6 protein-coding genes are annotated in these 14,005 nt (G+C 72.8%); 3 read left to right on the forward strand and 3 right to left on the reverse strand.

Going from position 1 to position 14,005, the window contains the following annotated elements; genetic code table 11:
* Positions 1–4: 4 nt before the first annotated feature.
* Genes H7965_RS17240 through H7965_RS17250 form a run of 3 tightly spaced genes read right to left on the reverse strand, consistent with a single transcriptional unit; the run spans position 5 to position 9,971 of the window.
* Positions 5–1,327 carry an aminotransferase class I/II-fold pyridoxal phosphate-dependent enzyme gene (locus tag H7965_RS17240; RefSeq protein ID WP_186771828.1) on the reverse strand — a complete coding sequence of 441 codons (1,323 nt, stop codon included), beginning with the start codon at positions 1,325–1,327 and terminating at the stop codon, positions 5–7.
* Positions 1,324–8,673, reverse strand: a complete 7,350-nt coding sequence (locus H7965_RS17245) for a type I polyketide synthase (protein ID WP_186771829.1) — start codon at positions 8,671–8,673, stop codon at positions 1,324–1,326. Before H7965_RS17245 ends, H7965_RS17240 begins: the two co-directional genes overlap by 4 nt.
* The gene (locus tag H7965_RS17250) at positions 8,670–9,971 is read right to left on the reverse strand and encodes a glycosyltransferase family 4 protein (protein ID WP_186771830.1); all 1,302 of its coding nucleotides are present in this window, start codon (positions 9,969–9,971) and stop codon (positions 8,670–8,672) included. Before H7965_RS17250 ends, H7965_RS17245 begins: the two co-directional genes overlap by 4 nt.
* 264 nt (positions 9,972–10,235) lie before the next feature.
* Between H7965_RS17250 and H7965_RS17255 the strand changes: the two genes are divergently transcribed.
* The 3 genes from H7965_RS17255 to tkt all read left to right on the forward strand — a co-directional run bounded on the left by H7965_RS17255 (position 10,236) and on the right by tkt (position 13,974).
* Positions 10,236–10,673, forward strand: coding sequence for a PaaI family thioesterase (locus H7965_RS17255; protein ID WP_222440670.1), 438 nt, complete (start codon positions 10,236–10,238; stop codon positions 10,671–10,673).
* Positions 10,674–11,172: 499 nt separating this feature from the next.
* A complete protein-coding gene (locus H7965_RS17260) occupies positions 11,173–11,532 on the forward strand; it encodes a response regulator (protein WP_186771831.1) in 360 nt (119 codons plus the stop codon).
* 402 nt (positions 11,533–11,934) lie between these two features.
* Entirely contained in the window at positions 11,935–13,974 is a 2,040-nt protein-coding gene (tkt, locus tag H7965_RS17265) for a transketolase (RefSeq protein ID WP_261394267.1), read from the forward strand.
* Positions 13,975–14,005: the final 31 nt, after the last annotated feature.

Genomic DNA, 14,005 nt, shown 5'->3' on the forward strand with positions numbered 1-14,005 from the left:
CCGCTCAGGACGCCTTGAGCCGTAACGCCGCGGCGCCGTCGCGCGCCGCGACCATGGCCGAGATCGCTTGGCCGATATCCTCGGCGCTGTGCTCGGCAGAGAGGAAGAAGCGCAGCCGCGCCGAGCGCTCCGGCACCACCGGGAAGAGGATGGGCTGGACATTCACCCCCGCCTCGAACAGCGCCGCCGCCATGCGGGCGGCCAGCACCGAACTGCCGAGGATGACCGGCACGATCCCGAGCCCGGCCGAGCCGCCGGTGTCGAAGCCGGCGGCGCGGGCCAGGCTGAGGAAGAGCTGCGCATTGGCCTGCAGCGCCGCCACCCGCCAGGGCTCGGCATGCAGGATGTGCAGCGATTCCAGCGCCGCCGCCGCCAGCGGCGGGGCCAAGCCGACTGAGTAGACGAAGCCTGGCGCTGAATGCCGCAGCAGGTCGATCAGCCGCTGCCGCCCGGCGATATAGCCGCCGCAGGCCGAGAGCGTCTTGGAGAGCGTGCCCATCCAGATATCGACCTGGTCGGCTGCGACATTGCATTGCTCGGCGATGCCACGTCCGGTGGCGCCCAGCACGCCGAGCGAATGCGCCTCATCGACCATCAGCAGCGCGTCGTGCCGGCGGGCGAGGGTGGTGAAGTGCTCCAGCGCCGGCAGGTCGCCATCCATGCTGTAATGCCCCTCGATCACCAGCAGGGCGCGGCCGTGGCGGCGGCGATGGGCGATCAGCTCGCGTTCCGCCGCCTGCCAGTCATTGTGCGGGAAGGCGATGCGGCGGGCGCCGGACAGCCGAGCCCCCTCGGCGACGGAGTTGTGGATGAGCTGGTCGTGCACCACCAGATCGCGCGGCCCGAGCAGATGTCCGACCACGGTGACATTGGTGGCATGGCCGCTGACGAAGGCGAGGCAAGCCTCGGCGCCGTAATGCGCGGCGAGTGCCGTCTCCAGCGCCGCATGCACCGGCCGCTCGCCGGAAGCGAGGCGGGAGGCGGAGGCGGAGACGCCATGCCGGTCGATTGCTGCCTTGGCCGCCGCCGCGACGCGGGCATCGCCATTCAGCCCGAGGTAGTTGTAGGAGGCGAAATTCACGAAATCCCGGCCGCCGATGCTGCTGTGCGCGCCGGCGATGCCGTCATGCGGGCGGAAATAAGGGCTCTCCAGGCCAAGCGCCTCGCCCGCCTCCCGCACCATCTCGAGGTCGCGGATGCCGGGCAGGGTGGCGAGGTCGCGGCCCGGGCTTTCGGCCGGGCCAGCCTCCGCCTCGGCGCGGCGCTTCGACAGCCGGTGCAGCAGCGCCGTGCGGGCGGTGGCGGAAAGGCCGAAGCCCTGGGTCATGCCGCGACCTCCAGCCCATCCGCCGGCGGCGGCTCATGTGCCGCGATCATCGCCGCCACATCGGCCTCTGGCCTCGTGTCCCGTACCGTCTCGGCGATGCGGCGGGCGAGGCCGTCGACGCTCAGCGTATCCGTCACCGCGCCGAGCGGCACCGGCAGGCCGAGCCGCTGCTCGAGCGCGGTGCGCAACTCCATCCCCCCCAAACTGTCGAGGCCGAGCCCGGCCAGCGGCGCATCGGCGGTGACCGCGGGCGGCGGCAGCCGCAGGATGCGGCAGAGCTCCGTCACCAGCGTCTCCCGCAACAGGGTCAGTGCCTCCGCTTCGCTGGCCGTGCGCAGCCGGGCGCGGAGATCGGCGGCATCGGCGCTCGGCGGGGCGGCGGCGCGCACCGCCTCGAAGGCAGGCTCGGCCAGCAGCGCCAGGGCTTGGCCGGCTTCGGCCCAGGAGATGCGGGCCAGGCCGATCGAGGTGGCGTCGGTGGCGAGCAGCGCCGGTAGGGCGCTGAGCGCCGCCTCCGCGGTCATTGGCGTGGTGCCGAGGCGGCGGCGCAGGATCTCAAGCGTCGCGGCGTCGCCGGCCAGCATCCCGGCATCGGCGATCGGCCCCCAGCCGATGGCCATCGCAGGCCGGCCGGCGGCGCGGCGGCGGCGGGCCAGCGCCTCCAGCGCCGCATTGGCGGCGACATAGGCGGCTTGGCCAGGGTTGCCGATGGCGACCGTCGCCGAGGAGAACAGCAGGAACAGCGCCAGCGGGTCCTCGGCCGTTGCCCGGTCAAGATTCTCGGCAATCGACAGCTTGGCGGCGAGCACCGGCGCGGCGCGAGCGGGGTCAAGCACCGCGGCGGCGCCATCGGCCAGCACCGCGGCCGCATGCACCACGCCGCGGATCGGCGGCATGCTGGCGCGCAAGGATTGCAGGGTGCGGCAGAGCGCGTCAGGGTCGGTAGCGTCGCAGGCGTGCAGCGTGGCGGCCGCGCCACGGGCGGCGAGGTCGCGCAGCAGCGCATCGGCGCCCGGCGCGGCCGGGCCGCGGCGCGAGAGCAGCGCCAGATGATGGACGCCCTGCGCCGCCAGCCAGCGCGCCGCGGCGGCGCCGAAGCCCTGGGTGCCGCCGATCACCACCACCGTTCCACGGGCCGCCTGCTGGATCGGCGCACCACGCCACAGCGGCGCCGAGACCGCCGGCGCGCGGATCACCAGCTTACCGATATGGCTGCTGGCCTGGAGCGTACGGAAGGCGGCCTCCACCTCGGTGGCGGCGTGTTCGATGGCCGGCAGCGGGCGGAAGCTGCCGGTGGAGAGCCGGTTGGCGATGCCGGCCAGCAGCCGTGCGGCATGCTCCGGACGGGCGCGCGGCAACTCGTCCACATCCACCGCGAACCAGGTGGCGTTGCGACGCAGCGGGCGCAGCGGCACCCGGCGCCCCTCGGCGAAGTCGCGCTTGCCCAGCTCGATGAACCGGCCGAAGGGGCGGAGCAGGCCAAGCGAACGTTCCATCGCCTCGCCAGCCAGGGAGTTCAGCACCACATCGACGCCATCCGGCCAATGCGCCCGTAGCGCATCGGCGAAGCCGGGATCCCGGCTGTCCAGCACCAGCTCGGCGCCGGCGGCACGCAGGAAGGCCCGCTTGGCAGGCGTGCCGGCAGTGGCGGCGACGCGGGCGCCATGCGCCAGCGCCACCTGCAAGGCCGCGAGCCCGACGGCGCCGGCGCCACCATGGATCAGCACCCGCTCCCCGGGCTCGATCCGAGCCAACTCCTCGAGGCTATGGACGGCGGTGAGGAAGGCGACGGGGACGGTCGCCGCGGCGGCGGCCTCGATGCCGGCCGGCAGCGGCGCCAGCGCTTCGGCCCGGGTCAGCGCATGGGTGGCGAGCGCCGCAGGGGCGATGCCGAAGACCCGGTCGCCGGGCCTGAGCGCGACCGCCTCGCCCACCGCCTCGACCACGCCGGCGCATTCCATGCCGAGGCCGGGGCCGGTGAAGCCCGGCAGCAGCGCCTCCTCCGGCAGCAGGCCGAGTGCCCACATTACGTCGCGGAAATTCAACCCCGCCGCCTCGACCCGCAGCAGCACCTCCCCCGGGCCGGGCGCCGGCAGGGTCAGCGGTGCCCAATGCAGGCTGCCGAGTTGTCCCGGCACCGGCACCTGCAGGCCGAGCGGCCCACCCTGCGGCGGCGCCGGCGGCAACCCGGCACGCAGCCGGGGCACCAGCCGGCCGGCGGAGGTCAGGGTCACCTCCGGCTCGCTGTCGCCATCGTTCAGCAACTCGGTGGCGAGGCGGCGCGCCGCGGCCTCCGGCGCCAGGGCGGGGCAGAGGTCGATCCGCCGCGGCCGCAGCCCTGGATGCTCATTCGCCAGCACCCGGCCGAGGGCGAAGCTGGCGGCCGCCTGCGGCTCATGCCCACCGCCCGGCTCCGGCTGCTGGCCGCCGCGGGTGACGATGGCGAAGCCCGCCGCACTGCCCTCGGCCGCCGCGGCGAGGCACGCCAGCCCGGCCAGTGTTCCGGCCAACTCGGCTGGGGCGTCGCCGCCGGTCGCCAGGGCGACGACCAGCGTGCCTTGCAGGGATTTGGGCGGCACAGCGGCAGCATCGGCCAACTCGACCGCGGTCACGCTGGCGCCGCGCGCCTGCAGGGCGGCGGTGACGGCGCGTTTCAGCCCGGCAGCGCCGGCATCGGCGAAGAGCGCGACGCGGCGCAGCTTCGGCGCCGCCAGCACCTCGGCGCCGGTCGGGCCGCGGGCACCGATCAGCACCGCCGGCCAGGGCGCCGCGTCCAGCCGTTCGATCGCCGCGGCCTCCCAGCCCTCCTCTGCCAATGCAGCGTCCCAGGCCTCGGCCCCAGGCAGCGGCGAGGCGCCGCCCGGCGTGACCCACCAGGAGGGGTTCTGGCCGCAGCAGAAATTCCACAGCCGGCCAGGCAGCGGCTCCACCAGCAGCAGCGCCCCGCCGGGGGCGACAACCTGGCGCAGCGCCGCCGGCAGAAGCGCGCCACCGCGCAGCCGGGCGCCGGCGCAGAGGCCGATGACCAGGTCGGCGACGATTGGCGGCGGCTCCTGCCCCTGCGGATCCCAGACTGCGGCGCTGTATTCCAGCCCGGCCGCCTCGCGCGGGGCGGCGGGGGCTGGCTGGCCGGGCAGCGCCGCCGCGCAATAGAGAATGCGCCGGCCGGATGCGGCCAGGACGGCCGCTAGCCGTGCCGTCGCCGGCCCGGGCGCCGCGCCGACTTCGAGCACCCGCAGCGGCCGGCTGCGCGGCCAGGATGCGGCGATGGACGCCGCTGCCTCGGCCAGCACCGTCGCCAGCCGGCCGAGTCCGGCGGCGGCGGCGGGCGGTGCGGTGGCTTGGCCGTTGTCCTCCGTCACCGGCCATTGGGTGAGCAGCTGCGGCAGCCGTTCCGCGGCCAGCGCCAGCCAGGCCAGATCCGGCGCCAGGCCGGGCTGTTCCAGCCAGACCTGCTGCCAGATTTCGACCGCCGGCGGCAGGTCCGGTGCCGGCACCGGACGCAAGCCAAGCGGCCCGCGGACCGCCAGCCCATCCTCCGCCAGATCCTCCAGCAGGGCGCGGGCATAAGGGCCCGTGGCCGGGGCCAGCGACAGCGCCGCATGGGCTGCGGCGGCGCAGAAGCCTTCCAGCAGCAGCCCCGCCTCGCCGAGGTCGAGCGCCGCGGCGCGCTGCCGCGCCGCGGTCAGGGCGGCGCCGATGTCGATCCGCTCAGGTGCCTCCCACCCAGGCCCGGGCAGCGTTGGCACCAGGGCGAAGCGGAAGGCTGAATCGACCGCCCGATCCCGCCCGGGCAGGCGGATGCGGCCGAGCCGGCAGCTCTCGATGATGGCGACCGTGGCGCCGGCGGCATCCCGCAGCACCAGGTCGGCGGCGGCGCTGCGCTCACCGCGCGAGGTCAGGCGGATGGCGGCGGTGGCAATGGGCGCGGCGCCGCGGTGGAACACCAGCCGGTCGAAGCGGACCGGCACCAGCCCGGTCCCGGCCTCCGCCGGGGTTTCCGCCAGCAGGCCGATCAGCCCCTGGAAGGCGCCGTCGAGCCGGGCCGGATGCAGCAGGAAGCCGGCATCGGGCGGCGCCGCCTCCGGCCGCCGCAGCCACACCTGGGCAGCGCCGGTTGCGGTATCGACCACCAGCTGCTCGACCGATTGGAAGGCCGGCCCGTAGCCAAGGCCGGCACTGGCGGCGAGGCCGACCAGCGCCCGGCCGTCCAGCCGGCGCCCGGCCACCGGAGCCTCCTCGGGGCGCTCCGGCAGCCGGGGCAGGGCCGCGGCGCGGGCCTCGGCATGCAGGGTCCAGGGGTCGTCCGCCAGCCGTCTGCGGCTGCTCAAGGTGAAGTGGCCCTCGGCATCGAGGGTGGCGCGCAACTCGCGGGCGCGGCCGGCGTCCAGCGGCAGGAGGTGGTGGAGGGCGACATCGCGCAACTCCAGCGCCATGCCGTCCGGAAGCCAGGCGGCGGCGGCGGCCAGAGCGATGTCGAGCATCGCCGCCGCCGGCAGCACTGCCTCCCCGGCCAAAAGATGGTCGCCCAGCCAGGGCTCCAGCGCGGTGTCCAGATGCATGGTCCAGAGCCCTGGCTCCCGGCCACGGCGGAAGCCGAGCAGCCGGTGCTCGGGCAACGGCGCCGCCAGCAGCGTGGCCTCGGTGGAGGGGGCGTACCAATGCGGCTGGCGGTCAAAGGGGGTGCGTGGCAAGCCGCGCCGTTCCGCCGCACCCTGGAAGGCGGGGCCCTGGCGCGGGTCGGCGCCCTGGACGAAGGCACGATCGGCGATGGCCGGGAAGGGGTCGCCCGGATTGGCCGCGGTCTCCTGCCGGCGGGAGAGGGTGCCGGCGACGCCGGCGGTGGCATTGGCGGCGCGCAGCCCGTCGCGGATGTAGCTCTGCAGGATCGGGTTGGGGCCGATCTCGAGGAACAGCACCGGGCCGGCCTCGGCCGCCGCCGTTACCGCGGTCTGGAAGCGCACTGGCTGGCGCAGGTTGCGCCACCAATAGGCCGCGTCACAGTCAGCGGCCGACAGCGCCGCGCCGGTGACCGTGGAGATGAAGGGCACCCGCGGCCCGATGGCCCCGACGCCGTCCAGCTCCTCCAGCAGCCCGTCGTGCAGCGGGTCCATGGCGGCGCTGTGGAAGGCGTAGTCCAGGCCGAGCGGGATGAAGCTCCAGCCCCGCGCGGCGGCGACCTCGGCCAGCGCGCGCAGGGCGTTGACCGGCCCGGCGACGGTGACCGCATCGGGCGCGTTGATGGCGGCGATCTCGAGCCCGGGGCTGAGTTCGGCGAGGACACCAAGCGCCGGCTCGGCGGCCAGACCGAGCGCCGCCATGGCGCCGTGTCCGCGGGTGCGCGCCTGGTGCCGGCTGCGGGCGTGGATGATTCGGGCGGCGGTCGGCAGGTCGAGCAGCCCGGCGGCGTGGGCCGCCGCTACCTCGCCGACCGAATGGCCGAGGCAGAGGGCGGGCTGGATGCCCTGCTCCGCCAACGCCGCGACGATGCCGCATTGCACGGCGAAGAGCAGCGGTTGGGCAACCTCGGTGGCGGCCAGCGCAGCTTCGCCGGTGCCGGCGCCGAGGCGTTCCGCGACCGACCAGCCGAGCAGCGGCGCCAGCGCCGCATCCGCCTCCTTGACCCCGGCGCGGAAGGCGGCGTTGGCGGCCAGGCTGGCGACCGCCATGCCGGGCCAGGTGGCGCCATTACCGCTGAACACGAAGGCGATCCCCGCGCCGCGCGGGGCGATGCCGGCGGTCGCCCGGGCGGGCGCCCCGGCGCGCCACAGCGCCAGCTGCTCGGCGATGGCGGCGGGATCCGTGTCGCGCAGTGCCAGCCGGTGCGGCTGCAACTCCCGGTAGCGGGCGGCGCCACGCAGCAGCGCCGGGAGCCTGGCCGCGGGCGCGCCCAGCAGCAGGTCGTGCCATTGCCCGGCAAGCGTCTTCAGCCCGGCCGCGCTGCGGGCCGAGATCAGCAGCGGCGGCAGTGGGGCCGGTATCTGGTCGTGCACCGGTTCCCGCCGCCGGGCCGTAGGGGCGGCCGTCAGCAGGACACAGGCGTTGGTGCCGCCGAAGCCGAAGCTGTTGACCCCGACGACGGCGCGGCCGCGCCGGGGCACCGGCTCCAGCCGGGTCGGCACGCGCAGGCCGAGCCCGGCGAAATCGATCTCCGGATTCGGCACCTCATGGTGCAGCGAGGGCGGGATGCGCCCGTGCTCCAGCACCAGCAGCGCCTTCAGCAGCCCTGCGATGCCGGAGGCCGGCTCGGTATGGCCGATATTGGTCTTCACCGAGCCGATCGGCAGCGGGACGGCCTCGGCGCCATCGGCCCGCCGGCGGCGCCGGCCGATGGCGGCGCCGATCGCCGCCGCCTCCAGCGGGTCGCCGATCGGCGTGCCGGTGCCATGCGCCTCGAAATAGCCGATCCGGTCGGGGGCGACGCCGGCCTCCGTCATCACCTGCTCAATCAGCGCCGCCTGCGCCGCCTGGCTGGGCAGCGAGAGGCCGAGGGTGCGGCCGGCGGCGTTGACGCCGGTGCCGAGGATGACGGCGCGGATCTGGTCACCATCGGCCAGCGCATCGTCCAGCCGCTTCAGCACGACGAGGCCGGCGCCTTCCGCCCGGACATAGCCATCCGCGCGGGCGCCGAAGGCGTGACAGCGGCCGAGCGGGGAGAGCATGCCGGCGCGGGCGAAGCCGATGAAGGGGAAGGGCGAGAGCAGCAGGTTGGCGCCGCCGACCAGCGCCGCCGGCAGCCGTCCGGCGCGCAGCGCCTCGCAGGCCCAGTGCAGCGCGACCAGCGAAGAGGAGCAGGCGGTGTCGATGGTCTGCGCCGGCCCCCGCAGGTCGAAGACGTTGCCGATGCGGTTGGCCAGGATGGACAGCGCGCTGCCGGTCATGAAATAGCGGTCGCCGGCGGCGGCATCGGCTTGGCGCAGGTCGCCGTAGTCGGTCAGCGAGGCGCCGATGAACACGCCGATGCCGCTGCCGGCGAGGCGCGAGGGCAGCCAGCCGGCATCCTCCAGCGCCTCATGCGCCACTTCCAGCAGCAGCCGCTGCTGCGGGTCCATCTCCGCCGCTTCGCGGGGGGAGATGCCGAAGGCGGCGGGGTCGAAGCCGCGGATGTCGTCCAGCACGCCGGCGGCGAAGGTGTAGGACTTGCCCGGCTCGCCGCGCCGCGGATGGGCGAAGAAGTCGCGGCTGAAGCGCTCCGCCGGCACTGTGGTGACGGCGTCGCGGCCGGCCGCCAGCAGCCGCCAGAAGGCGCCGAGGTCCGGCGCGCCGGGGAGCCGGCAGGCCGCGCCGAGAATGGCGATGGGGCTCTCGGCCCGGCGCCGGGGTCGCGGCTCGGGGCGTGACGTCATGCCGGGGCGGCGGCCGGCTGGCGCGGGCGGGCGGAGCGGGGCGCCGGGGCGACACCGGGCTGCCCCAGCGGCGCGCCGGCAACCCGGTCGAGCAGGCGGTCCACCGCGGCGAAATGCGCCTCCCACCCCGGCGGCTGCCAGGATTCGAGCCGGCGGAGCTGGGCCGCCCGCGCGGCGCTGCCCGGCGTGGCGTAGTCGAGGATGGCCCGGCCCCAGGCGGCGCCATCGGCCGGATCGAGGTAGTCGGGCACCGCCCCGCCAACCTCGCGCAGCGCCGGCAGATCGGCGGCAATGGCCGGCACGCCGAGCGCCAACGCCTCGGCCAGCGGCAGGCCGTAGCCTTCAGCGAAACTCGGGAACAGCAGCGCACGGGCGCCGGCGAGCAGGCGGCGTGCCGGGGCATCCGGCAGGGCGCCAAGCTCCTGCACCGTCCCGCGCAGGCTGGTGCAGCGGTCCAGCATGCGGAGAATGTGCTCATTCTCCCAACCACGCCGGCCGATCAGCAGCAGGCGCGGTGCGCGCGGTCCGAGTCGCGCCACCAGGCCGCGCCAGAGCTGCAGCAGCAGCAGGTGGTTCTTGCGCGGCTCGATGGTGCCGAGGCAGACGAAATAGGGCTCGGTCGGCAGCCCGCCTAACGGCGGCGCCATCCGCTCGATGCCGAGCGGGGCCACCTGCAGCGGCGGCATGCCGCGCCGCGCACGGCCGAAACACGGTTGCAGCTGCTGCGCCGTCGCCGCCGAATTGACGATGATGCCATCCGCCAGCGCGACGATCGTCGCCACCCGCGCCATGTGCCGGCGGACCTGCAGCGGGCGGGTGTATTCAGGGTGGGTCAGCGGAATCAGGTCGTGGACGAAGGGCACGAGGCGGGCGCCGGCCTGACGCAGCGCCGCCAGCCGCGGCGTGGAATCCAGCGCGTGATGGGAGGCGATGAGGAAGATCGGGCGGTGCCGGTGGCCGAGCCGGTCGGCCAGTTGGCGCCGGCCGCCGCCTGTCGCCAGCCGCGCCTGCATCGCGACCGCCAGGCCGCGGGCCCGGCGCAGGGCGGGCGCCGCCGTAGGGCCGGCGGAGGTTCCGCCAAGGGTCCAGGCCTCGGACAGGGTGGCAGCCAACTCCCCGAGCGCGGCGCGGTCGACGGCGGCGAACCAGCCCCAGAGGCTTTGGGCAGCGAAGCCGCACTCGGCTTCGGGCTGCGCCGACCAGTGCCGGACATAGGCCATCTCGACCCGGTCGATGCCGGATGGCGTGGCACGGCTGACGCTGAACAGCAGGCGCGAAACGTCGAGGATGACGCGCAATGTCGATGTGCCTGCTGCCTCGATACGCGTTGCCATACGCGCCGGGGACGGCGGTGGGGAGAAGCCGGTGGAAACCCCGGCCGAATCCCGTCCGACGAATGACCACGACGCCATTAGTCACCCTCTCCCTAGCGGGTGTCTCACGGCAAGGTCAACCATCGCGCGAAGCTGCCCGGAGATGGCCAGGACGGGTTGCATTGACAGCGGCGAGGCCGGCGGCATGCTGTCGCAAGTGGGATAATGGCGTCGGGGTAGGGGTTCGACTTGGCGGCAAGGATCTGGAAGCAACAGGTATCGCTGGAAGAATTCACGGCCAAACACGCGCAGACCCTGCCTGGGCTGCTGGGTATACAGCTGAGTGAGATCGGTCCGGATTTCGCGCGGGCGACAATGCCCGTTGATTCCCGCCACATCCAGCCTTTCGGGCTTCTGCATGGTGGGTGCAGCGTGGTGCTCGCCGAAACCTTGGGGTCGTATTGCAGCCTCATGTGCGTCGAGCCAGGCAAGGCTTGCGTGGGGATTGAGATAAATGCCAGCCATCTTGCTGCGGTGCAGGTCGGTGACCTGGTCGAGGCGGTGTGCAGGCCTATAAGGATCGGTCGGACACTTCATGTCTGGCAGATCGAGCTTTGCCGGTCCGACGGGGTACTGAGTTGTGTGGCGCGGCTGACGACAACCATTCAGGACCGGCGCGATGGCTGAGCAGCATGATCCGCGCAAGACCTTGGGGGCCACGGTCCAGGGACTCCTTCCTGGCGCGCGCCACGGAGCGCGGAGCCGTGCCGACCTTCTAGCAGATGGACGTTAACGCTTCCTTGTCAGCCACCTGGTCTGGTGGGGGGCGGCGCCCGTCGTCAGAGCGAGATGCGTAGGCGGCGCATCGGCCAGCCGATTCCAATGTGGTTTCGACATGATCCTGGGCAATCGGAAAAGTCCATGACAATCGGCTGGATTATGGCATCATCACGAAAAAGTGAATATGTTTCTATCAGCCCCAGGAGAAGTGATACCTAATGATCCGTGAGGGCCGGTCCACGGCATTATACTGGAAGGCGGGAACAAGAGGCGCGTGGCCAAGTCCCGGTCCGGCTCATGGCCGGCTACTGATTTTTGAATCGCAGTGCCGGCAGTCCGGTTTCGCCTTGCGCCGGCACGGCCCGGCGACGAGCCGGCACCGGGCGGCGCAGGGAAGGACGACGGCATGACGCGGCTGACGGGCAGACGGATTCTTGTGGTTGAGGACGAGGCGCTGGTCGCCATGCTTGTGGAAGATGCCCTGCTCGATGCCGGGGCCAAGGTCATCGGTCCGGCTGCGACCGTGGCGGAAGCCCTGGGGCTGATCGACCAGGACTTGCCGGATGTCGCGGTGCTCGACCTCAATCTGGCTGGCGAGACTTCGACTCCGGTCGCAGATGCGCTGCTGGCGCGCGGTGTGCCCTTCGTCGTCGCTACCGGCTATGGCGCGGAGGGATTGCCGCCAGGCCATGCCGGCGTGCCGGTGCTGGCCAAGCCCTATGACCCGGACGATCTGACCTTGGCGATATCGCGCCTCTGTCGCTAGAGCGGCTTCACGCTGACCGGAAGCAGCCAGGGGAAATGTTCCGTAATAAAAATATTCTGGAGCTTGACTCTCAGGCTGACCGGTTCGGTCAGCCTGAAATTGCTTTGGGGTCTGATTGCTTCCCGCTGAAGCGATCAGACTTCAGTCGTGTTGATTGGCCGCGTGATTTGCGCTTTCGGTTGTTCCAACCTCAAGCAATCACGCTCCAGCGCGGATGGCGATGGGGGCGTAAGCATCTCGGAGCATGGGTTTGCTCTGCGAACGGCAGGCTGCGACGGATGGGCGTTCAGACCTGAACGCAATCCGCTCAGGCGCATGATGGCCACGGCTGCGGGGGCTTCCGCCGGGTTGCCGCCTGTGGCCCCCAGCCTTATAGGGCGGGGCCATCAGGAGGACCCGCTTTTGGCCAGCCTTGCTCCCAGCCCTGACGCTCCCAATCCGGCGCTTGCGGCCCAGGCCGCGCTTCTTGCCCGGCCGGTGACGGAAGAGCGGCGGATGGCGGATGCGATCCGGGCGCTGGCGATCGACGCGGTGGAGCAGGCGAAATCCGGCCATCCCGGCATGCCGATGGGCATGGCCGATGCGGCAACCACGCTGTTCACCAAATTCCTCAAATTCGACGCCGCCGATCCGCGCTGGCCCGACCGCGACCGCTTCGTGCTCAGTGCCGGCCACGGCTCAATGCTGCTCTACGCGCTGCTCAACCTGACCGGGCAGGAGGGCATGGGGATCGACGACATCAAGCGGTTCCGGCAATTGCACTCGCCCGCCGCCGGTCATCCGGAATACGGCGAGCACCCGGGCATCGAGACCACCACCGGCCCCCTTGGCCAGGGGCTCGCCAATGCGGTCGGCATGGCGCTGGCCGAGCGGCTGCTGGCGGCGCGCTTCGGCAAGTCGCTGGTCGATCACCGCACCTGGGTTATCGCCGGAGACGGCTGCCTGCAGGAAGGCATCAGCCATGAGGCCGCGAGTCTTGCCGGGCATCTGCAACTCTCGAAGCTGACCGTCCTCTACGACGACAACAGCATCACCATCGATGGCGACACCGCGCTCTCCTTCACCGACGACACGCTGAAGCGCTTCGCCGCCTATGGCTGGGCGGTGCGGCGGGTGGATGGACATGATCCGGCCGACCTCGCCGCGGCGATGCTCTGGGCCAGCCGCAGCCGGCGCCCGACATTGCTGGCCTGCAAGACCATCATCGGCTTCTCCGCCCCGACCAAGGCCGGCACCGCCGGCAGCCACGGCAGCCCGCTTGGACCCACCGAAGCGGCGGCGGCCAAGAGCGCGCTGGGTTGGAACCATCCGCCCTTCGAGGTGCCGGATGGCCTCCGCGCCCAGTGGGAGGCCGCCGGCCGCCGCAGCGCCGGCACCCGCCGATCCTGGCTGAAGCGCCTGACCCGGCATCCGCAGCGCGAGGAATTCGAGCGCGCCATTGCCGGCCGCCTGCCCAACGCCTGGCATGAGGCGCTGGCCACGTTGCGGATCCAGACCGCCGAGCAGAAGCCGAAGCTCGCCACCCGTGTCGCCTCGCAAAAGGCGCTGGAAGCGCTGGTGCCGGCGGTGCCGGAGATGGTCGGCGGCTCAGCCGACCTCACCGGCTCGAACAATACCAATGTGAAGGGCATCCCCGCCGTTACCCCGGGGAATTTCGCCGGCCGCTACATCCACTACGGCGTGCGCGAGCACGGCATGGCGGCGGCGATGAACGGCATGGCGCTGCATGGCGGCATCATCCCCTATTCCGGCACCTTCCTGGTCTTCGCCGACTACATGCGGCCGGCCATCCGGCTGGCGGCGCTGATGCGCCAGCGGGTGATCCATGTGTTGACGCATGACAGCATCGGCCTCGGCGAGGATGGCCCGACCCACCAGCCGGTGGAGACGCTGGCCGGGCTGCGCGCCATCCCCAACCTCTGCGTCTTCCGCCCCGGCGATGCGATGGAGACCGCCGAGTGCTGGGAACTGGCGGTGAAGCGCGCCGATGGCCCGACCGTGCTGGCGCTGTCGCGGCAGAACCTCGCCGCTTTCCGCACCGACACGGGCGAGAACCGCTGCGCCCGCGGCGGCTACGTCGTCGAGGAGGCGCCCGGCCCGCGGCAGGCGACGCTGATCGCCTCCGGCTCCGAGGTCGGGTTGGCGCTGGCGGCGCGGACGGCGCTGGAAGCGGAAGGCATCGCCACTGCGGTCGTGTCCCTGCCGTGCTGGGAACTCTTTGCCGCCCAGGACGCCTCCTACCGCGAGCAGGTGCTGGGCAGTGCATTGCGCGTCGGGATCGAGGCGGCGACCGGCTTCGGCTGGGAACGCTGGCTGGGGCCGGATGGCGTATTCGTCGGGATGACCGGCTTCGGCGCCAGCGCCCCGGCGGAGGCGCTGTTCAAGCATTTCGGCATCACCGCGGAGGCAGTGGTCGCGGCGGTGAAGAAGCGGCTAGGCTAAACGAACAGAAATACGGGAAAGGACGACGATC

It is taken from the genome of Siccirubricoccus deserti (assembly GCF_014283215.1).
GTDB lineage: Bacteria > Pseudomonadota > Alphaproteobacteria > Acetobacterales > Acetobacteraceae > Siccirubricoccus > Siccirubricoccus deserti.